This is a genomic window from Falsiroseomonas algicola (genome assembly GCF_011040385.1).
Lineage (GTDB): Bacteria > Pseudomonadota > Alphaproteobacteria > Acetobacterales > Acetobacteraceae > Falsiroseomonas > Falsiroseomonas algicola.
The window spans coordinates 14,124-33,915 of sequence record NZ_JAAIKB010000013.1 but is presented as its reverse complement, the minus strand read 5'-3'; the positions used below and the strand labels follow the sequence as shown (position 1 = coordinate 33,915).

Here is a 19,792-nt window from a genome sequence, read left to right as displayed (position 1 = left end):
AAAGTCGCTTCTTTCGTTCCGGCGCTGGCCTGCCTTCGTGTAGATTGCGGCGGCCGATGATCAAGACCCTCCCCCTGCACCCCGACCGCGACCTGCTGGCCGGCGAGCTTCATGCCCGCCCGGCCCTGCCGCTCGCCACCCCCGTCACGATCAGCCGGCTCGCCTTGCTGCGCGAGCCCGGGGCCGACCGGGGAGCCGCCATCCGCCACCTGGAGACGCTGTGCCGCCGCTATGGCGTGACGCCGCCGGCGGCGGGTGCCGATTTCGTGCTGGCCGATTTCGGGCGCTTCACGTTGCGCTACGAACGCCACACGGAATTCGATGGCTGGACCTTCCTCCGCCCCGGCCCCGATGCCAGCGCGCCCGATCCCTTCGAGGATACGGCGATCGAGGCCGTGCCCACGGATTGGCTGGCGGAACTTCCCGGCCGCACGCTGGTCGCCGCCCATATCGCCGTGCCGCGCACGGCGGGGGAGGACGAGCCGCCGCCGCCCGGCTGCTTCGTGCCGGACAATCTCGCGGGTTCCAGCCTCTCCGCCGGCGTCGCCACGGCCTGGACGGATTTCCGCCCCGGCGCGGATGGCTTCACCCGCATCCTGCTGCAGGATCACGGGATGACGGCCGCGCTGGCCGGCCGCCTCGCCCAGGCGGTGTGGGAGGTCGAGACCTACCGCCTGCTGGCCCTGCTCGCGCTGCCCCAGGCGCGCGCCTGCGGCCCCGAACTCGCCCGCGCCTCCGCGGGCCTCGCCGCGCTGACCGCGCGCCTGCCCGGCCTCGACAAGCTGGATGAGGAACGGGAAGCGCTGGAGGAACTGACGGACCTCGCCACCACCATCGAGCGCCTGGCGGCCGAGACGGCGGACCGCTTCAGCGGCACCCGCGCCTACCACGCCCTGGTCGGCCGCCGCCTGCAATCGCTGCGGGAGGCCCGGCTGCACGGGCTGCCGACGCTGACGGAATACCTGGAACGACGGCTCGACCCGGCCGTCGCCACGGTGGAGGCGACGGGTACGCGCATCGCCAACCTCTCCGTCCGCTGTGGCCGCGCCGTGGACCTGCTCCGCGCCCGCGTCGCCGTGGCGCAGGAAGCGCAGACGCAGAAGTTGCTCGGCGCCATGGCCGATACCGGCCGCGCCCAGCTGCGGCTGCAGGAGACGGTGGAGGGTCTCTCCGTCGCCGGCATTTCCTACTATGTGCTGTCGCTGATGGGCTACGCGCTGAAGCCCGTGCCGCTCGGCGCCTGGAAGGCGGAGACGGTGCTGGCGCTGCTGGTGCCGGTGGTGGCGGCGCTGGTCTGGGTGCGGATGCGCCGCAACCGGCGGAAGGCTATCCCAGCGCCTTGACCAGGTAGCGCACGCGCTTGCCGTTGCGCGGATCGGTCGCTTCCCCCGCGGGCGCGAAGCCGAGCTTCTGATGAAATGCCATGCTGCCGGGGTTGGGCGGGTCGAGGTTCACCTCGCAGGCCAGCAGCGGCAGGCCGGCTTCCCGCGCCTCGGCCGCGAGGTCGTCATAGAGCGCACGCCCCAGCCCGCGCCCCTGCCAGGCGTCCGCAACGACGACGCGATCGACATAGGCGAAGCGTGGATGACGGGCGAGAAACCAGGCGTGGTTCGGCCCCTGCGGCGGCGTCTCGTGGCTCAGCGCGATGAGGAACGCGGCCGGCGCGCCGTCCGCGGCCTCGATCATCCGCGCACGGAAGGCGATGCCGACGAGCGCCGCGAAATCCGCCGGCGGCAGCGCGTTCACCGCCGCCGCATGGGCATCGTTCAGCGCATTCAGCGCCGGCAGGTCCGCCGGCGCGATGGCGCGAGGCGTCAACAGGCTACTTGCCCGCGACCACCACCATGGCGGGCTTCAGCAGGCGGCCATGCAGCGTCCAGGCCGGCGTCCAGGCCTGGATGATGGTGCCGGGCTCGACGCCGTCGGGCGCCGGCTGCTCGGCCATCGCCTGGTGCAGTTCCGGGTCGAAGGCCTTGCCCTGCGCGTCCTGCTTCTGCACGCCATGGCGTTCCAGCATGGCGACGAAGGCGCGTTCCACGCCCTCGAACCCGCCGCGCAGCTTGGCCAGCAGCTCGGCCTCGCCCTCGGCGGCCGGCGGCAGGCTGTCCAGGCCGCGGCGAAGGTTCTCCGCCGTCTCCACCACGTCGCGGGCGAATTTCTGCACGGCATAGAGCCGCGCATCCTCCGCCTCCCGCTTCGCGCGGGCGCGGAGATTGGCGTTGTCGGCTTCCGCGCGCAGCCACTTGTCGCGCATCTGGCCGAGCTCGGCCTCCAGCGCCGCAACGCGCTCCGCATCCGAAGGCGGCACGGCGCCGGGCTGGGCGGCGCTGCCCTCGGTCGCCGCGGCAACGGCCTCCGCCGGGGTCTCGGCGGGGCTCGGGGTATCCTGCTTGTCGCTCATGTCGGTGATGATCTGGATCTCAGGCCTGGTTGGCGGATCGGAACGGGGAGGCGTCACGGACGCGCCGCCCCCACCTAGGCGTCCCGATGCCCCCAGGCAAGCACCCGGGGGTCATGCCGCCCCGCCTCAGGCGGCGCGCAGCCCCTGCACCGTGTTGCCCAGCGCCTGGCGCAGCGTCGCCGCGCCCTGGTCCAGCCGCCGCGCCGTTTCGTCCAGCGAGGCGACGGCGGCGCTGGTGGTGCCGATCGCCTGCTCCGCGCGGTCCACCGCGCCGGCGGCGGCATCGGTGCTCTGCGCGACCTTGGCGGCGGTGCCTGCAATCTCCCGCGTCGCGGCGCCCTGCTGCTCCACCGCCGCGGCGATGGCGCTGGCGACGCCGTCGAGGTCCCCCACCACGTCGGAGATGCCGCGGATGGCCTTCACGGCTTCGGCGGTGGAGGCCTGGATGGCGGTGACCTGCTGGCCGATCTCCTCCGTCGCCTTGGCGGTCTGCGCGGCAAGCGCCTTCACTTCATTGGCAACCACGGCAAAGCCCTTGCCGGCATCGCCGGCGCGCGCGGCCTCGATCGTCGCGTTCAGCGCCAGCAGGTTGGTCTGGCCGGCGATGTCGCTGATCAGCCGCACCACCTGGCCGATGCGCTCCGCACCCTCCGCCAGTCCGTTCACCAGCACATCCGTCTCCCGCGCCTGGCTGGAGGCGCGGCCCGCGACCTCCGCCGCGTTGGAGACCTGGCGCGTCACCTCCGCCACCGCGGTGGCGAGTTCCTCGGCGGCGGCGGCGACCGTCTGCACCCCCGCGGCGGCGGCGGCGGTGGCGCGCGCCGCATCCTGCGCGCTGTCGCGCCCCGCCTTGGTGGCCTCGCCGAGGCCGCTGGCCGCCCGGCCGATATCGGCGGCGGCGGTCACCACATGGGCGGCCACGCCGCCGACCTCGGATTCCACCGTCGCGGCCAGGGCCTGCCGGCCCGCCCGGGCTTCCGCCGCGGCCGTCGCGTCCCGTGCCAGCCGGCGCTCCACTTCCGCCTGCTCCGCGGCCCGTGCGGCCTCGGCCTGCTGCATCGCGTCGCTGGCGGCGGCGAAGGCGCGCTGCAGGCCGGTGACCAGCGCGATCAGCGCCGCGGCCTCCGCCACCAGGATGCCGGCATGGACGGCAACGCGCAGGATGGAGCCTTCGCCGCCGAAGACGACCAGGGGCGCGATGCCCGCCAGCACCGTGTGATGCAGCGCGACCGTCAGCGTGGCGAGGATGATCGCGCGGCGATCCACCAGCCCCGCCGCCACGGCCAGCGCCGCGAAATAGGCCATGTGCATGTCGATGCGGAGCGAATCGGGCGCCACCCAGACCAGCACGGAGACCTGCACCATCAGCGCCACCGTGATGACGGGGCGCGCCACGGGATGCGCGATGCCGGCCCGTGCCGCGAGGAGGGAGGCCACCAGCGCCACCGCCGACAGCCCGCCCGCGCCCAGCACCTGTTCCCAGGGGTCGCCCGAGATCCAGGCGGTCAGGACCAGCAGCGGCACCCCGGCCGCGAGCGTGGCCAGCAGCATGCGCGCCGTGCCCTGGCGCAGTCGATCGAGATCCATCGAGACATCGTCTCCACAAGATGGCCGGCGCGCCGCGAGCACGGCGTGGAGCGGTCGTTTCACACCAGTCCCGCCGCGCGACACGCGCGGCGTATCAGCCGATCCGTCCCATGCAGGCCGCGCGGCCGGGGGCGGACAGGGTCAGCCAGGCGCCGCTGCCGCGCCGCAAGGTGCCGGCTTCCGCGGAGGGATCCGCCGGTGCGGCGATCGCGACGGCGAAGGGCCCGAAAGCCCGGACCATCGCCGGGTCCCAGCCCGGCACCGCCAGCAGCCCGGCCAGCGCGCGGTCAGGGCCGAGCCCTGGCGGAAAGACCACCAGCACGGGCAACCCGGCGCGCGGCAGGGCCTGCAGGGCGAGCAGGCCGATCGTCGCCACGCCCAGCAGCAGCCAGGCCGGGCCGAGTCCCCGCACCGGGGACGGCGTCAGGCGCGGCAATGCGGGGATGAGCGACATTGCCCTGGGCTTACCCCGGTCGCGCTAATCATCAGTGAACAGGCGGCGCGCCGCGGTTCCCCGCCCCCGGCATCCGGACTACACCCCCGGCATGCTCCGCAGCATCTTCACCGTCGGCGGCTGGACCATGGCGAGCCGCATCCTCGGCTTCGCGCGGGACATGCTGATCGCCGCCCGCCTCGGCGCCGGGCCGATCGGCGATGCCTTCTTCGTGGCGCTGCGCCTGCCCAACCTGTTCCGCCAGCTCTTCGGGGAGGGCGCCTTCAACGCCGCCTTCGTGCCGGCCTTCGCCGGCGCCTATGCGTTGGACGGCCCCGCCAAGGCCCGGGCGCTGGCCAATGCGCTGGCGGGGCTGATGACGCTGTCGCTGAGCGGCCTGGTCGCCATCGGCATCATCTTCATGCCGCAGCTGCTGTTCGTCCTCGCCCCGGGCTTCGTGGGGGAGGCGCTGCGCTTCCCGCTGGCCGTGGAACTCACGCGCATCACCTTCCCCTATCTGCTGTTCATCTGCCTGGCGGCACTGGTCTCCGGCGTGCTGAACGGGATGGACCGCTTCGCCGCCGCGGCCGCGGCGCCGGTGCTGTTCAACCTGATCTCCATGGCGGCGCTGCTGGGCCTGACGCCCTATGTCGCCACGCCCGCCCATGCGCTGGCCTGGGGCGTCGTCGCCTCCGGCCTCGTGCAGCTCCTCATGCTGATCGTGGCGGCGCGGATGGGGGGGATGGCGATCAACCCTCTCTCGGTGCCGCGGCTGACGCCGGAGGTGCGGGGCGTGCTGCGCCGGATGGGGCCAGGGCTGATCGGGGCGGGGGTCACGCAGCTCAACCTCGCCATCGGCATCATCATCGGGTCGCTGCTGCCGGCGGGGGCGGTGAGTTTCCTCTATTACGCCGACCGGATCTCGCAGCTGCCGCTCGGCGTCATCGGCGCGGCGGTCGGCACCGCGCTGCTGCCGCTGCTGTCGCGCCAGCTGCGGACGGGGAAGGCGCTGTCGGCGCATCGCAGCCAGAACAGGGCCATCGAGCTGACGCTGGCCTTCGCCCTGCCGGCCGCCTTCGCCATGGCCTGCGTCGCGCGGCCGATCATCGGCACGCTGTTCGAACGCGGGGCTTTCGACGCCACGGCCACCGCGGCGACGTCGCTCGCGCTGATCGCCTATGCCGCGGGGCTGCCGGCCTTCGTGCTGGTGAAGGCGTTGACCCCGGGCTTTTTCGCGCGCGGGGACACGGCGACGCCGGTGAAGGTGGCGATCGGCGTCGTCGCGCTGAACCTGGCGCTGAACCTGCTGCTGACCCGCTATCTCAGCCATGTCGGCATCGCGCTCGCGACCTCGCTCGCCTCCTGGGCCAATGTGCTGGTGCTGGGCTGGCTGCTGGTCCGCCGGCGGCAGCTGGTGCTGGACCGCCGCCTGCGCCGCGCCGTGCCGCGGCTGCTGGCCGCCGCCCTGGTGATGTCCGCCGTCCTGCTCGCGCTGCAGGCCGCGATCTTCCCGCTGGACCATGGCCTGGCCCGCTTCGGCGGGCTGGCGCTGCTGATCGGCGCCGGGCTCGTCAGCTATTTCGGCGCGGCGCAGGCGCTGGGCGGACTCGACCTGCGCGACGCGCTGCGGAGCCTGCGGCGGCGCAAGACCTAGCAGGCTGCGGAAAAACGGGACGGGTCGGCTGGGCGGCGCCTTTCCGCGCAGGATTCGTCTGCCGCTCGCCACGATGCAACCACATCGTGTCTTCGCGTCATCCTTTCCTGCACGAAAATTCGCTCGCCCATCCTCAGCCGCCCGTTCTTCCGCAGCCTGCTAGCCGCCGTGTCGAAACGGGCATGGCCCGCGCGTCATCGCCCCGGACGCCGATCCCGGCGCCGAGGAGACCGCCCATGCCCCCCATCGAGATCATCGGCATCCCGCAGAGCAACTTCGTCTGGGCCACCCGCATCGCGGCGGCGGAGAAGGGGGTGGCGCATGCCAACATCCCCCTGCCGCCCGGCCATCCGGACGTCGCGAGGCTGCACCCGCTCGGCCGCATTCCGCTGCTGCGGCAGGACGGCTTCGTGCTGGCGGAATCCCGCGCCATCATGGCCTTCATCGACCAGGGCTTCGAAGGACCTGCCCTGATCCCGCGCGATCCCCGCGCGGCCGCGCAGGCGGAGCAATGGGTCTCCCTCGTCGTGACCAGCGCGGAGCCCGTGCTGATCCGCCGCTACCTCTTCGCCTATCTGTTCCCCGGCACGCCGGACCGCAGCCCGGACCGCGCGCGGGTGGAGGAGGTGGCGCCGGCGCTGGATCGTCACCTCGCGATGCTGGATGCTGCGCTGGGCGAGGGGTTCCTCGGCGGCGCAAGCTTTACCCTGGCGGACGCCTATCTGGTGCCCATTCTCTACTGGCTGCGCGGCCTGCCGGAATCCGGCGCGCGCATCGCCGCGGCGCGGCACCTTCCAGGCTATCTCGACCGCCTGCTCGCCCGGCCCGCCGTGGCGGCCACGGTGCCGCCGCCGCTGCAGGGATGAGGCGTCAGCCCTCCAGCACCGTGACGCCGCGCAACCCGGCCTCCAGCACCGCCCGCAGGTCGCGGGCGCCCAGCGCCACGCATCCCTCGGTGGGCGAGAAATCCTCCCGCGCCAGATGCAGGAAGATGGCGCTGCCGCGGCCGCGCTTCACCGGCGCGTCGTTCCAGCCGAGCACGCCGATCACGTCATAGACCGAATCGTCCCGCCACAGCCGCTCATGCGATCCGTCGAAAGGCAGTTGGACCGGGCGATTATAGGCGCGATCATTCGCGTCGTCGCACCAGCCATCGCTGGGCGACAGCGGCTCCACCGGCACGGCGCAGCGCGGCGGCGGGCCGCGATCGGCGCGGTAGAGCACGCGGCGCAGCGCCATGCTGGCCGCCGGCGTCGCGCCATCGCCCTCCCGCTTCTGGATCGCCGGGCGCACGCCGCCCTTGCCGAGGGCACAGCGCAGCACGAGCCCATCCAGGATGAACAGCCCGCGCTTGCCATCGCCCTGCGGCTGGACGCGGGCGTAACCCGCCTCGGCCGGCATCAGGCCAGGAGGTGGCCGAAGCGCCGGGCCTTGGTCTCGAGGTAGGCGTCGTTCACGCCATTGGCCTCGAACTGGTGGGCCTCCCGCCCCTCCACCCCGATCCCGCAGGCCGCCAGGCCCGCCAGCTTGTCGGGGTTGTTGGTCAGCAGGCGCACGCGGTCGATGCCGACGGCGCGCAGCATTTCCGCCGCCACCCAGAAATTCCGCTCATCCGCGCCATAACCCAGCGCGCGATTGGCATCGAGCGTGTCGAGCCCGGTGTCCTGCAGCGCATAGGCACGCAGCTTGTTCACGAGGCCGATGCCCCGCCCTTCCTGCGCGAGGTAGAGCAGCACGCCGCCGGAGGGATCCTCCGCCATGCGCTTGATGGCGCCACGCAGCTGCGGGCCGCAGTCGCAGCGGAGGCTGCCGAGCAGGTCACCCGTGAAGCATTCGGAATGGATGCGGGCCAGCGGTGCCGTGCCGGCTTCCAGCGCCGCTTCCGGCTGGCCGACCAGGATGGCCAGGTGCTCGATCCCGCCATCGGCAGCGCGGAAGGCGACGATCCTTGCCTCCGGCGCATCCTCGAGCGGCACGCGCGCCTCCGCCACCCGGGTCAGCGTCGCCGCGGCGCCGGTGGGGTAGGAGAGTATGTCGGCCGCATCGACGGCCAGCAGGTTCAGCCGCGTGGCCGCGCCCTCCGCCGCCGGGGCGGCGACCAGCGCCGGCAGCAGCCGCGCCAGCTTGGCCAGGCCGATGGCGGCCAGCGCATGGGGCGGCGCCGCGCCGCGCTCGGGCTCCGCCGGCAGCAACCGCTCGGCCGTCGGGTCCGCCAGGGTCTTCAGGGCGGCGGGGTCCAGCAGGCCGGGCGGCAGGCGCAGGGCCACCACGCCCATCTCCGGCGGCGAGCCCGCATTGGCGGCGGCGAGGGCCTGTGGCACCGGGCGCTGCAGCACCGCGGCGGCGCGAACGGGGGCCAGCAGCAGCAGCGCCGGGCCGATCGCGGCGGTGGCGAGTTCGCCGAGGCCGCGCGCGGAGACGGTTTCCGCCGCCGCGACCACGACGGCGCCTCCAGCCCCCCGGATCAGCACCGGCGTGCCGCGCCGCAATTCGCTGGCGACACGGTGCACGGCGCGAAGCGCGGCGACCGCCGAGTCGCTGCCCACCGCATCGGTTCGGGCAGCAACGGCGTGATCGCGCATCTGTGATGCGAGGGGAGCGGAGGTTTTCATCATCTGGCGTTCCGGTACTCGCCCATTGGCGCGCTCGAATGTGGCGTGCGGAAGGCGTTTGGGAGGGGGCGGGCCCCCGAGAAAAACGTTCTGCCCGTCAAGCGAGGGTGATCGTGACGGTATGGTCACGAGGCTTGCCCCTTGCATGACGCCTCGGGCAAGATTGGGACGATCAGATCGCGTGTCGCGTCCCGAATTCGCGAGATTCAGGCACGGCTGCGTGAAACCGATGCGCATCGCGCCCGTTGTGAAGGCGCCTCACAGATACGGGAGCTACCATGGCCGGTCCACGCCCCATCCTCGTCGTGGACGACGACGAAGCCCTCCGGCAGACGCTGGCGGAACAATTGGCCCATGACGGCGAGTTCGTGGCCTCCGAAGCCGGGACCGCGGCCGAAGCCGCGGCCAGGCTGGCGGCGGAGGATGCGCGCTTCGACGCCATCGTCCTCGACATCGGCCTGCCGGACGGCGATGGGCGGGAACTCTGCGCGCGGCTGCGCAAGCAGGGGCTCCGCATGCCGATCCTGATGCTGACCGGGGCGGATGGCGAACAGGACATCGTGCGCGGGCTCGATTCCGGTGCCAATGACTACATCGCCAAGCCCTTCCGGGTCAGCGAGCTGATGGCGCGGCTGCGCGCGCAGCTGCGCGTCTTCGACAACAGCGAGGACGCGGTCTTCACCGTCGGGCCCTATACCTTCCGCCCTTCCGCCAAGCTGCTGCTGGAAGCCGCGCGGAACCGGAAGATCCGGCTGACGGAGAAGGAAGCGGCGATCCTGAAGTACCTCTACCGTGCCGGCGGGCGTCCGGTCGGGCGGCAGATCCTGCTGAACGAGGTCTGGGGCTACAACAGCGCGGTGACGACCCACACGCTGGAGACCCATATCTACCGCCTGCGCCAGAAGATCGAGCCGGATCCGTCCAATGCCCGGCTGCTGGTGACGGAAGGCGGCGGCTACCGCCTCGACCCCGCCGCGGGGCGCGCCCAGGCGGCCTGATGCCGGCGGGTTGGGGGGCTGACGCCCCCCGATCCCCTCACTCGAAGCGGCAAGCCTCGTCGAAGCTGAGCCGAGGGTTGCGCGGCGGCAGCGCCGCCGCCTCCCCGTAGCCGAGCGCCACCAGGAAGTTCGACTTCCACCGCGTGCCGGCGAAGAACAAATTGTCCAGCTGGTAGTTGTCGAAGCCGCTCATCGGCGCGACGTCCAGCCCGACGGCCCGCGCCGCCATGATGAGGTAGGCGCCCTGCAGCGTGCCGTTGCGCAGCGCGGTCGCATCCGAGAGCGCCGGGTTGTCGGCATACCAGCCGCGCAGCTCGGCACCCGGGAACAGGAAGCCGAGCTTGTCGTAGAAGGCCTGGTCATGCGCCACGATGCAGACCACCGGCGCCTTCATCGTCTTCTCGATGTTGCCGGGGGAGAGCACCTGCTTCAGCCGTGCCTTGCCCTCCGCCGTGCGGATGAAGACGAAGCGCGCCGGGCTGCAATTGGCCGAGGTCGGGCCCATGCGGAGGAGGTTGTACATCTCCTCCAGCTTCGCTTCCGGCACCGGCCGGTCCTGCCAGCCGTAGTGGGTGCGGGCCTCCCGGAACAGGAGGTCGAGCCCCGCGCCATCCAGCACCGGACGCTCCGCGACCGCCGGCGGGGTGGGCGGCGCGGGCTCGGTGGTCATACCGGGGGAGGCGGGGGCTTGGTCGGTCATGGAAGGCGGCTCCGGCAGGTCTCTGCCGGAGGGAGATAGGCCGGCGGCACGCGCCGGCCAATCCGGCCCCTCGGGAATGGAACGTCAGGCTTCCACCTGCTCCACCCGCACCACTTCCGGCACGTAGTGGCGCAGCATCGTCTCCACCCCATGCTTCAGCGTGGCGCGGGAGGAGGGGCAGCCGCTGCAGGCACCCTGCATGCGCAGCCGGACCACGCCCTCGCGGAAGCCGCGGAAGACGATGTCGCCGCCATCGCCGGCGACGGCCGGGCGCACACGCGTGTCGAGCAGTTCCTTGATCTGGGCGACGATCTCGCCGTCCTCGGCCTCGAAATCCTCGGCCTCGGCCTCCTCATCCTCGCCTTCCATGGTGGGAAGGCCGGCGAGGTAATGCTCCATGACCGCGCCCAGCACGCGAGGCTTGAGCAGCTGCCAGTCGGCATCCTCGGTCTTGGTCACGGTGACGAAGTCATGGCCCAGGAAGACGCGGGCGACGTCGCCGACCGCGAAGATCCGCGCGGCGAGGGGGGACCGGCCCTCGGCGTCCGTCGCCGCGGTGAAATCGGCCGTGCCGCGGCCGCCCATCACATCCCGGCCGGGGATGAACTTCAGCGTGGCCGGGTTCGGCGTGTTTTCGGTTTCGATGAACATTGTTGGCGGTTTCCGCGGTGGCTGGCGATACCGGACCTATGTGGTCCTTTTCACCGCCCCGTGCAACGGGACGGTGGTTGCCGCGACATGGCCTTCAGGTCACGCGTTCCAGCTCCGCATCGCTCAGAGCGCCGGGCACGATGGTCATGGGCACGGGCAGCTTGGCGGCGTAGCGCCCGGTCAGCGCTGCGATCAGCGGGCCGGGGCCCGATCCATCCGTAGAGCTCGCGAGCACCAGGATGGAGATGCGCGGATCCTCCTCCAGCAGCGCCAGCAGCTCGTCCCGCGGCTCGCCCTCCCGGATCAGCAGGATGGGCAGCCCGCCGGTGATGTCGTGCACCTCCGCCGCCAGGGCGGAGAGCAGCTTCTCGGCCTCCTCCCGCCGTTCCTCCGCCATCAGCGCCCCGATGCCGGCCCATTCCACCTGGCCCGCGGGCTCGATCACCCGCAGCAGGGCCACGCGGCCGCCGGATTTCTTGGTGCGCAGCGCCGCGTAGCGCAGCGCGACGCCACGCTCGGGACTGTCATCCACCACCACCAGGAAGACGCGGTCGCGCCTGGCCTTGGCGGCGGCGGCCGTCTCCTCCGTCACCTCATCCGCCATCATCCCCTCCGGAACAGCACGCTGCCGATCCACCCCGCCAGGGCGGCGAGCAGGATGCAGGCCAAGCCATACAGCACGGGCTGCCCGCGCGCGACGTCCGCGATCCAGGCCGCGGTGCCGCTGCGCACCACATCCAGGCGCAATTCCTGCCGTGCCACCACGCGGCCTTCCCGCACCAGCATCACCTGGATCTGGTAGGCCCCGGTCTGAACCGTGGCCGGCAGGGGAAGGCGCGCATGGAACAGGCGGCCGCCCGAGACCTCCACCGGCTTCACCTGGTCCACCCAGAGCCCGGCATCCTGCTTCAGGCTGGCGAGTGCGGCGCGGAATTGCGGCCCGCGCGCGCCCAGCTGCACCAGCGGCAGCAGGTCGAGCCCGAGGCGCAGGTCCTGCCGCTCCACCCCATCCAGCAGCGTGGCGACGGGGGAGGTGGAGGCCAGCGCCCAGTAGGTCGGTACCCGGTTGAAGCGGGCCGAGGGGCCGTTGATCCAGGCGCCCAGCATCTCGACCTTCTGCCGCACGACGAGGCTGGTGGAGGGCCCCGTCGCCAGCACCACCACCTCATCCCCCTGCGCGCCGATCAGCCGTTCCGTCGCGCCGAAGACCAGGATCTCGCCGCCCGTGAAGGCGGTCGTGACCTCGATGGTGGAGACGGAGAGCTGCGCGGCGAGGGAGGGCGGCGCGATCGTCGGCGGCGCGGCGGGCGGCGGTGGCGCCACCTGCGCCGCGGCCGGGAAGGCCAGCAGAAGCAGCAGAAGAAGGAGCCGGATCAAGGAACCGGACCGATGACGAAGAGCTGCTCCGGCACCCGCAGCAGATCCCACAGCAGCGCCAGCGCGACGGAGAGCACCAGCGCGCCGAGCAGCGCGCGCGTCTCCTCGCCCCGCAGCCGCGTGCCCATGGCCGCGCCGATCTGCGCGCCCACCACGCCGCCGGCCAGCAGCAGCAGGGTCAGCACGATGTCCACGCTGCCGACCTGGATGGCCTGCAGGAAGGTCACGTTGGCGGTCACGAAGACGACCTGGAACAGCGAGGTGCCAATGACGACCGCCGTCGGCATACCGAGCAGGTAGATCATGGCCGGCACCAGCATGAAGCCGCCGCCGACACCCATGACGGCGGAGAGTACGCCGATCAGGAAGCCGACCAGCAGCGGCGGGATGACAGAGATGTAGAGGCGGGACTTCCGGAACCGCATCTTCAGCGGCAGGCCGTGCATCCAGAAATGCTCGTGCAGCCGGCGCGGCCGCGCCCGGCGCCGGCGCAGGATCGCCGTCAGGCTCTCCCGCATCATCAGCGCGCCGACGGTGCCCAGCACGACGATGTAGAAGATCGAGACGGCGAGATCGACCTGCCCCAGGCGTCTCAGCCACGCGAAGAGCTGCACGCCCAGCAGCGACCCCGCGAAGCCGCCGACCAGCAGCACGCTGCCCATGCGCACATCGACATTGCCGCGCCGCCACTGCGCCATGAGCCCGGAGACGGAGGCGCCCAGGGTCTGGTTCGCCCCCGAACCGACCGCGACGGGAGAGGGGATGCCGATCAGGATCAGAAGCGGCGTCAGCAGGAAGCCGCCGCCCACGCCGAACAGGCCCGAGAGCCAGCCCACGCCAAAGCCGATGCCCAGCAGCAGCAGGGCATCCACCGACATTTCGGCGATCGGCAGATAGACCTGCATCGCTGTCCATTCTTCCCGGGCGGGATGGCGGGAATGCGGCGGTTTGGACCCGGAACGCCGACGCTGCAAGTTTGCGGCGGGAAAAAATCCGGCTGTGCCGCCCACATTCTGCGGAACATCCATTCCGCGGAAGCGTGGGCCCTGAACCTGTCCCGGGCGTGACGCGTTGCGCGGACGGCATTCAAGCCGAAGGAATTTCCCATGCAGACCCATGTTGCCACCGCGCAAGGCATGACCGGCGGCGTTGCGCCGGAAGGCGCGCCCGCCCTGCCCAGCCGAATCTCCTGGGGCGCCGTCATTGCGGGCGGCGTCGTCGCCGTCGCGGTCGGTGCCATGCTCAACATCCTCGGCCTCGCCATCGGCGCGACGACGATCGATCCCGTGGTGGCGGGCGAGACGCCTTCCGCCAGCACCTTCGGCATCGCGGGCGGCATCTGGCTGCTGGTGGCGAACCTGATCGGCCTGGCCGTCGGCGGCTATGTCGCGGCGCGGCTGTCGGGCACGGCGGATGACACGGATGGCGTGCTGCACGGCCTGTCCGTCTGGGCCATCGGCTTCCTGATCTCCGCGGTGCTGCTGGGCAATGCGGCGGCGGGTGCGGTGAACGGCGTCTCCCGCATGGTGGGCGGCGCGGCGCAGGGGCTGGGCCAGGGCGCAGGCGAGGCGATCTCCGCCGTCGCGCCCGCGGCGCGTGAGATCGATCCGCGTGCGCTGGCGGAACGGCTGCAGGCCGGCCTCCAGACCGGCGGCGACCCGGCTGCCATGACGACCGACCAGCGCCGGGCGGAGATGGCGCAGATCGTCGGCAACCGCATCAGCAGCGGCAGCGCCGACCAGGGGGCGCGCGACCGCCTGTCCCAGCTGGTTGCCGCCGAATACGGCATCCCGGCGGAGGAAGCGCGGACCCGCGTCGATCGCCTGGAAGCCGAAGCCACCCGCGTGGCGCAGGAAGCCGAGACGCGCGCCCGCGCCGCGGCCGATGCGGCCGCGAATGGCGCGGCGGTCGGAGCCTACTGGATCTTCGCCGCCATGCTGCTCGGCGCCGTTGCGGCCGTGCTCGGGGCCCGCACCGGCACCCGCACCACGGTCCGTGCCATGGATCGCCGCCTGGCCTGAACGCTGGCCGTCGGGCGCCGCCGGTGGCGGCGCCTGATACTACCCTGGCGCTGCTTCCAGCAGCGCCCAAGGGACGCTGACTATCCGGGCGCTGCTTCCAGCAGCGCCCAAGGGACGCTGATTATCCGGGCGCTGCTTCCAGCAGCGCCCGGGCTATCGCGGAGGCATCGCCGACATGGTCGATGCAGGCCTGCGCGGCGGCATCGCCATCCCCCGCCCGGATCGCCGCCACGATCCGCGCCATCCGGTCCGGTCCCGTCCGGTCCCGCCCCGGCGTCGCGATGGTCATGGCCCGCAGATGCGTGATGCGGGCATTCAGCGAACAGACGATCCCCCAGGCGATGTCCCTCCCGCTGCCCTCGAAGAGCAGGCGGTAGAACTCCCGCGTCGCCGCCAGCACGCCGGGGAGGTCCGGCTTCGCATAGGCCGCGCGGATGGCACCCAGCGCCGCCTCCAGCGCCTCGGCCAGCGCCGCATCGCCGCGTGCCGCGCAGGCCCGCGCGGCCATCCCCTCCAGCTGCGCTCGGATCTCGTAGATCTGCGCGGCCTGGTCGGGGGTGGGGCGGGCCACGGTCGGGCGGTGGCCCGTGGCGTCCACCAGCCCTTCCGCCTCCAGATGGCGCAGCACCTCCCGCACCACCGTGCGGCTGACGCCGAGTTGGACGCAGAGGTCACGCTCCACCAGCCGGTCGCCCGGCTTCAGGCGCAGGTCCAGGATGGCGTCCCGCATCTTCTCGGTCGCGAGTTCGCGCAGCGTCCTGGCGCTGCGGTCCACCAGCATCGAGGTCTCGCCCATGCCCGGCGCCCATCCCATTCGCGATGCGGCCCTGGATGAAGCAGCGCGGCGCGAAGTCAAGCGGCGGCGTTGACAGGGCCCTGGGCTTGGTATGCCATAATACCGATAACGCCCAAGGATCCCGCGCCATGCCCCGCACGCCCCCATCGCATCCTGAGGTGTCGCATCCCGAGGCGTCGCGCCGCGCGGTGCTGGGCGCCGCCCTGGCCGGCCTGGCGACGCCCGCCTTGGCGCAGACGCCCTGGCCCAGCCGCCCCATCCGCATCGTCGTGCCCTTCCCCGCCGGCGGCGGCACGGATGCGGTGGCGCGCGCGCTGGCGGAACGGCTCGCCCCGCGGCTCGGCCAGGCCGTGATCGTGGAGAACCGCGCCGGCAGCGGCGGCGCCATCGGCAGCGAGGCCGTGGCCCGCGCCGCGCCCGATGGCCACACCCTGCTGATGAACGGCAACAACATCGCGACCTACCCGCTGATCTTCCGCCAGCTCGGCTTCGACCCGCTGCGGGATATCGTGCCGGTCGGCATGGTGGCGGTGGCGCCGATCGTGCTGGTGGTGGGGCGGCGCAGCCCCTATCGGACGCTCGCGGACTACATCGCCGCGGCGAAGGCGGAGCCCGAGAAGATCGACTACGCCTCCGCCGGCGTGGGCTCCGCCAATCACTTCGCGGGACAGCTGCTGTCCCAGGCCGCGGGCATCCGCCTGACCCATGTGCCCTATCGCGGCACCGCCCAGGCGATGACGGATGTCATCAGCGGCAACGTCGCCTCCGCCATCCTGACGCTCGGCTCTGTCACGGAATTCCTGCGGGATGGGCAGATGCGGGTGCTGGGCGTGGCGGGCCCCGCGCGCAGCCGCCTGGCGCCGCAGGTGCCGACCTTCGAGGAGCAGGGTGTCCGCAACTACGACGCCAATATCCGCTACCTCCTGGCCGCACCCCGCGGCGTGCCGGACCCGATCATGCAGCGCCTCGGCACCGAACTCGCCGCGGTGGTGCAGGACCCCTCGCTGGAGGCGCTGTTCAACGCCCAGGGCTTCGAGAAGCTCTGGGTCGATGGCCCCGCAACCGCGCGCACCCTGCGGGAGGAATTCGCGGCCTGGGCGCCGATCGCCCGCGATGCGGGGATCGAGCCGCAATAGGCGTCATACCAACGGCCGCTTGCAGCGACTCGTTGGTATTGCCTTTCCGTGCCTCAATCGCCGGCGCTCGCTCCGCGAGCTTAGCTGCGCCGCATAGGCGGCGGGCCGCCTTCGCGGCCTCGGCCGGCTTCGCCGGCCGCATGTCACTCCGTCGTGCCGCTGTTATCTCTCGCCGAGGAAGCGCGCCAGGCTCTCGTTCACCAGGGCCGGGGCGGCCATGGCCATCATGTGCCGTTCCCCCGCCAGCACCTCCGCCCGGCCCCGCGGGGCGAGCGCCGCCATGGCCTGGGACATGGCGGGGGTGGAGTTCGGGTCATGCTCCCCGGTCAGGAACAGCGCCGGCATGGCGAGTCCGGGCAGCGCCGCCGCATGTGCCTCGTCGATCCGTGCGAACAGGCGGTAGGTCCGCGCATACCCCTCCCGGTCCACCCGGGCCAGCAGGTCCCGCAGCAGCACGGCGCTGTCCTGCAGCGCGGGCGGGATGGGGTCGCCGAACCAGCGCGCGATGGTGGCGGCGGAACTGGCGGCTTCGCCCACCCCCTCCAGGCTCGCCGCCCGCGCCTCCACCGCCGCGCGCTGGGCGGGGGATCGGCGGAAGACCGCGTTCATCGCCACCACGCGGCTGACGCGGCCGGGATGGCGCAGCGCCAGGTCCAGCGCCAGCATCGCCCCCATGGAATGGCCGACCACAGCGGCCTGCGCGATGCCGAGTTCGTCCATCAGCGCCAGCACGGCGTCGCTGTAGTCCGCGAGTTCCGGCTGCTCCGGCGGCAGGTCGCTGCCGCCATGGCCCAGCATGTCCGGCACCACCACGTCATGCGTCACCCTGAAATGCGCGACCTGCGGCGCCCAGACGCTGCCATCCAGCCCGACGCCATGCAGCAGCAGCAGCGCCGGGCCTGTGCCCGCGCGGCGGAAGGCGAGCTTGCCCATCTCCGGCTCAGCCCTGCGTATCGCCGAGTTCCTTGAGGTCCTGGTACCGGTCGCCGATGCGGTGATGCGGCCGCCCGCCGATGGAAGCGCCGAGCGCCACCACGATCTCATCCGGCGCCGGCGCATCGGGGATGGCGAAGTGGACCGTCAGGTAGTGGGACCGCCGCCCCTCATCCAGCTTGTCCATCAGCGGGATGACGATGGGCGTGCCCGGCCCGCCGCGGAAATTGGTGAAGGAGAGGTAGCTGCGCGCGCCGACCGCGCGGCGGAAGTGGTTGCCGAAGCGCAGCGTGTGGATCAGGGCGGAGGCGTGTTCCACCTCGCCTGCCGTGCCGACGATGGCGGCCTTGCCATAGCCCTCTACCGCCTCCCCGGACCCGGCCAGGCGGATGATCTCCGCCGTCAGCATCTCCCCCAGCAGGGGCGCGATGGCGTGGATCCCGGGCTTCAGGTCCTCCACGAAGCCGCGGCCGGCCCAGGGGTTGGCCAGCACCGCGGCCGCGCCGAACAGCCGCAGCGGCACGGGCGCGGCCTTGCCACCCTCGATGAAGGTGGTCTCGGCATGGGTGACGATCTTGCGGGGGGTGAAGGCCATGGCGCTGAACTCCGATACCGGAGTTTGGCATACCATAACATGATCGCCGGGGGCCATGCCCCCGGTCGGTCAATCCAGATGCGCGAGGTAATGCGCCAGCGCCGCGATATGGGCGTTGCTGAGACCCACCACGGCGCTGTTCATCTGCGTGTCCACGCCGGCCCGCTTGCCGTCCCGGTATTCCGTCATGGCGTGCACCAGGTATTCCTCCCGCTGCGCCGCCACGCGGGGGATCTGGGCCCGGCCGCCATAGTCGGCGACATGGCAGGTGGCACAATGCCGCGGCCCCGCCAGCGCCTGGCCGGCGGCGAACAGCGCCTCGTCCTTCGGCGCGCGGTCATCGGGCGGGCCGGGCGGCAGGCTGGCGAAGAAGGCGGCCAGGTCCTCGATGTCCTGGTCCGGCACGCCCTGCGCGAAGGGGTTCATCGCCGGTGCCTGGCGGATGCCTTCCCGCAGCAGGATCATCTGCACGGTGATGAAATCGGCCGGCTGCCCCGCGAGGGAGGGCACGCCCGGCGTCTGGCTGCGGCCATTGTCGCCATGGCAGTTCACGCAACGATGCGCGGCGAGGTCGGCGCCCCGCCGCGGGTCCGCGGCCTCGGCACTCACGGAGAACGCGGCGGCCAGAAGGGCCGCCGCGAGAAGTCGGAACAGGGTCACTGGCGATAGGTGATGCGGTAGATCGCACCCATCTGCTCATCCGCCACCAGCAGCGCGCCATCGCGCGCCACCTGCACATCCACCGGACGGCCGAGGAAGCGCTGGTTGGCGTCGTCACGCAGCCCGGTCATGAATTCCTCCACCCGCGTCACGTTGCCCTGCGCGTCCAGATGCGCCACCGCGACGTCGAAGCCCGAAAGCCTCTCCCGATTCCAGGACCCGCGGCGGGCGATGAAGATCTGGTTGCGGTACTGCTCCGGGAACATGGTGCCGGTGTAGAAGCGCATGCCGAGGGCGGCGGTGTGCGGGCCGAGCAGCGCCGCGGGCTGGACGAATTCGCTGCAGGCGCGGCCGCCATTGAATTGCGGGTCCGCGCTGCCGGCGGAGCAGAAGGGGAAGCCGTGATCCTCCCCGCTGCGCCGGATGCGATGCAGCGTGTCGTTCGGCCAGTCATTCCCCGCCCAGTCACGGCCATTATTGGTGGCCCAGAGCTCGCGCGTCACGGGGTGATGCGCCATGCCGACGCTGTTGCGCACGCCGCGCGCCTCGATCCGCCGGTCGCTGCCATCCGGGTTGAAGGAGACGAGGAGGGCGAACTTGTCGCGGTCCGTTTCGCAGACGTTGCAGTTCACGCCGACATTCGTATAGATCCGGCCATCCGGGCCGAGCGACGCGAATTTCCAGTGGTGGTTGCCGGCGTGCTCCTGCTCCGTCGGCAGGCCGAAGGCGGCGGTGAGTTCGACCGGCGCCGGCACGTTGTCGAGGTTGGCCTCGATGTTGTCGTAGCGCAGCACGCGGTTGACCGCGATGACGAACAGGCTGTTGCCGACCATGACCAGCCCGTTCGGCTGCGCCAGGCCCTGCGCCACGATGCTGGTGCGCGTCGTGCCGTCGGCGTTGCGGCGGACGGCATAGACCCGGCCGATGGCGCGGGAGCCGGCGAAGATCGTGCCGTTCGGCCCCTCCGCCATCATCCGCGCGCCGGGGATGCCATGCGCGTAGATCTCGGCCTGGAAGCCCGGCGGCAGGCGCAGCGCGCCGACCGGCACCTGGTCCGCCGGCGTCACCGTCAGGCGCGGCGCATGGGGGGCGAGGGTGGAGCCTTCGGGCCGCCCGACCGCCCATCCGGGCACCGGGGCGGGGGCAGGGGCCTGCGCGAAGGCAGGCCCGAGGGACGGCAAGGTGGCCAGCGCGGCGAGGAAGCCGGCCGCCAGCAACGAGGTGCGGACCATGTATCT

General features: G+C 72.2%; 22 protein-coding genes. 6 read left to right on the top strand and 16 right to left on the bottom strand.

Going from position 1 to position 19,792, the window contains the following annotated elements:
* The first annotated feature begins 56 nt into the window (after positions 1 to 56).
* A complete protein-coding gene (locus G3576_RS24225; RefSeq protein WP_164697058.1) occupies positions 57 to 1,343 on the top strand; it encodes a DUF3422 family protein in 1,287 nt (428 codons plus the stop codon).
* Here the strand turns inward: G3576_RS24225 and G3576_RS24220 are convergent.
* The 4 genes from G3576_RS24220 to G3576_RS24205 form a co-directional block, all read right to left on the bottom strand.
* On the bottom strand, positions 1,327 to 1,818 hold the full coding sequence (locus G3576_RS24220; RefSeq protein WP_207623018.1) for a GNAT family N-acetyltransferase: 492 nt from the start codon (positions 1,816 to 1,818) through the stop codon (positions 1,327 to 1,329). The two genes, G3576_RS24225 and G3576_RS24220, sit on opposite strands and share 17 nt — an antisense overlap.
* A 4-nt stretch (positions 1,819 to 1,822) precedes the next feature.
* On the bottom strand, positions 1,823 to 2,401 hold the full coding sequence (locus G3576_RS24215) for a nucleotide exchange factor GrpE (RefSeq protein WP_164697057.1): 579 nt from the start codon (positions 2,399 to 2,401) through the stop codon (positions 1,823 to 1,825).
* Positions 2,402 to 2,527: 126 nt separating this feature from the next.
* Positions 2,528 to 3,988: a methyl-accepting chemotaxis protein gene (locus tag G3576_RS31965; RefSeq protein ID WP_164697056.1), complete on the bottom strand. Its 1,461-nt coding sequence runs from the start codon at positions 3,986 to 3,988 to the stop codon at positions 2,528 to 2,530.
* Positions 3,989 to 4,082: 94 nt separating this feature from the next.
* A complete protein-coding gene (locus G3576_RS24205; RefSeq protein ID WP_164697055.1) occupies positions 4,083 to 4,442 on the bottom strand; it encodes a hypothetical protein in 360 nt (119 codons plus the stop codon).
* A gap of 91 nt (positions 4,443 to 4,533) precedes the next feature.
* Here G3576_RS24205 and murJ point away from each other — a divergent pair, with 91 nt between their 5' ends.
* Both murJ and G3576_RS24195 read left to right on the top strand, forming a co-directional pair.
* Complete coding sequence (murJ, locus tag G3576_RS24200) at positions 4,534 to 6,075, top strand: murein biosynthesis integral membrane protein MurJ (RefSeq protein ID WP_164697054.1); 1,542 nt, start codon at positions 4,534 to 4,536, stop codon at positions 6,073 to 6,075.
* A 236-nt stretch (positions 6,076 to 6,311) separates the two neighbouring features.
* Positions 6,312 to 6,941 carry a glutathione S-transferase family protein gene (locus tag G3576_RS24195; RefSeq protein ID WP_164697053.1) on the top strand — a complete coding sequence of 210 codons (630 nt, stop codon included), beginning with the start codon at positions 6,312 to 6,314 and terminating at the stop codon, positions 6,939 to 6,941.
* 4 nt (positions 6,942 to 6,945) lie between these two features.
* Here G3576_RS24195 and G3576_RS24190 read toward each other — a convergent pair whose 3' ends face one another.
* Both G3576_RS24190 and ribA read right to left on the bottom strand, forming a co-directional pair.
* Positions 6,946 to 7,476 (bottom strand): L,D-transpeptidase family protein, encoded by a 531-nt coding sequence (locus tag G3576_RS24190; protein ID WP_164697052.1) that lies wholly within the window; start codon positions 7,474 to 7,476, stop codon positions 6,946 to 6,948.
* On the bottom strand, positions 7,476 to 8,657 hold the full coding sequence (gene ribA, locus G3576_RS24185) for a GTP cyclohydrolase II (protein WP_164697051.1): 1,182 nt from the start codon (positions 8,655 to 8,657) through the stop codon (positions 7,476 to 7,478). Before ribA ends, G3576_RS24190 begins: the two co-directional genes overlap by 1 nt.
* A gap of 308 nt (positions 8,658 to 8,965) precedes the next feature.
* Between ribA and G3576_RS24180 the strand changes: the two genes are divergently transcribed.
* Positions 8,966 to 9,685 carry a response regulator transcription factor gene (locus G3576_RS24180; RefSeq protein ID WP_164697050.1) on the top strand — a complete coding sequence of 240 codons (720 nt, stop codon included), beginning with the start codon at positions 8,966 to 8,968 and terminating at the stop codon, positions 9,683 to 9,685.
* Positions 9,686 to 9,722: 37 nt separating this feature from the next.
* Here the strand turns inward: G3576_RS24180 and G3576_RS24175 are convergent, their stop codons facing one another.
* The 5 genes from G3576_RS24175 to G3576_RS24155 form a co-directional block, all read right to left on the bottom strand.
* Positions 9,723 to 10,355, bottom strand: a complete 633-nt coding sequence (locus G3576_RS24175; protein WP_164697164.1) for a malonic semialdehyde reductase — start codon at positions 10,353 to 10,355, stop codon at positions 9,723 to 9,725.
* A 114-nt stretch (positions 10,356 to 10,469) separates the two neighbouring features.
* Positions 10,470 to 11,036 (bottom strand): NifU family protein, encoded by a 567-nt coding sequence (locus tag G3576_RS24170; protein WP_164697049.1) that lies wholly within the window; start codon positions 11,034 to 11,036, stop codon positions 10,470 to 10,472.
* 94 nt (positions 11,037 to 11,130) lie between these two features.
* On the bottom strand, positions 11,131 to 11,640 hold the full coding sequence (locus G3576_RS24165; RefSeq protein ID WP_164697048.1) for a universal stress protein: 510 nt from the start codon (positions 11,638 to 11,640) through the stop codon (positions 11,131 to 11,133).
* Positions 11,640 to 12,413, bottom strand: coding sequence for a TIGR02186 family protein (locus G3576_RS24160; protein ID WP_164697047.1), 774 nt, complete (start codon positions 12,411 to 12,413; stop codon positions 11,640 to 11,642). The genes G3576_RS24165 and G3576_RS24160 overlap by 1 nt, the downstream gene beginning before the upstream one ends.
* Entirely contained in the window at positions 12,410 to 13,318 is a 909-nt protein-coding gene (locus tag G3576_RS24155; protein ID WP_164697046.1) for a sulfite exporter TauE/SafE family protein, read from the bottom strand. Before G3576_RS24155 ends, G3576_RS24160 begins: the two co-directional genes overlap by 4 nt.
* A 201-nt stretch (positions 13,319 to 13,519) precedes the next feature.
* On the opposite strand from G3576_RS24155, the gene G3576_RS24150 reads away from it, so the two are divergent.
* Positions 13,520 to 14,434, top strand: a complete 915-nt coding sequence (locus G3576_RS24150; RefSeq protein WP_235952411.1) for a hypothetical protein — start codon at positions 13,520 to 13,522, stop codon at positions 14,432 to 14,434.
* A 121-nt stretch (positions 14,435 to 14,555) separates the two neighbouring features.
* On the opposite strand, the gene G3576_RS24145 is transcribed toward G3576_RS24150, so the two are convergent.
* Positions 14,556 to 15,230, bottom strand: coding sequence for a GntR family transcriptional regulator (locus G3576_RS24145; RefSeq protein ID WP_164697045.1), 675 nt, complete (start codon positions 15,228 to 15,230; stop codon positions 14,556 to 14,558).
* Positions 15,231 to 15,358: 128 nt separating this feature from the next.
* Here G3576_RS24145 and G3576_RS24140 point away from each other — a divergent pair, with 128 nt between their 5' ends.
* Complete coding sequence (locus G3576_RS24140) at positions 15,359 to 16,366, top strand: Bug family tripartite tricarboxylate transporter substrate binding protein (protein ID WP_164697044.1); 1,008 nt, start codon at positions 15,359 to 15,361, stop codon at positions 16,364 to 16,366.
* 162 nt (positions 16,367 to 16,528) lie between these two features.
* On the opposite strand, the gene G3576_RS24135 is transcribed toward G3576_RS24140, so the two are convergent.
* The 4 genes from G3576_RS24135 to G3576_RS24120 form a co-directional block, all read right to left on the bottom strand.
* Positions 16,529 to 17,299 (bottom strand): alpha/beta fold hydrolase, encoded by a 771-nt coding sequence (locus G3576_RS24135; protein WP_164697043.1) that lies wholly within the window; start codon positions 17,297 to 17,299, stop codon positions 16,529 to 16,531.
* A 7-nt stretch (positions 17,300 to 17,306) separates the two neighbouring features.
* On the bottom strand, positions 17,307 to 17,894 hold the full coding sequence (locus G3576_RS24130) for an amino acid synthesis family protein (protein ID WP_164697042.1): 588 nt from the start codon (positions 17,892 to 17,894) through the stop codon (positions 17,307 to 17,309).
* Between the two features lie 69 nt (positions 17,895 to 17,963).
* Complete coding sequence (locus G3576_RS24125) at positions 17,964 to 18,503, bottom strand: c-type cytochrome (RefSeq protein WP_164697041.1); 540 nt, start codon at positions 18,501 to 18,503, stop codon at positions 17,964 to 17,966.
* A 47-nt stretch (positions 18,504 to 18,550) separates the two neighbouring features.
* Positions 18,551 to 19,786, bottom strand: a complete 1,236-nt coding sequence (locus G3576_RS24120) for a PQQ-dependent sugar dehydrogenase (RefSeq protein WP_164697040.1) — start codon at positions 19,784 to 19,786, stop codon at positions 18,551 to 18,553.
* Positions 19,787 to 19,792 lie beyond the last annotated feature (6 nt).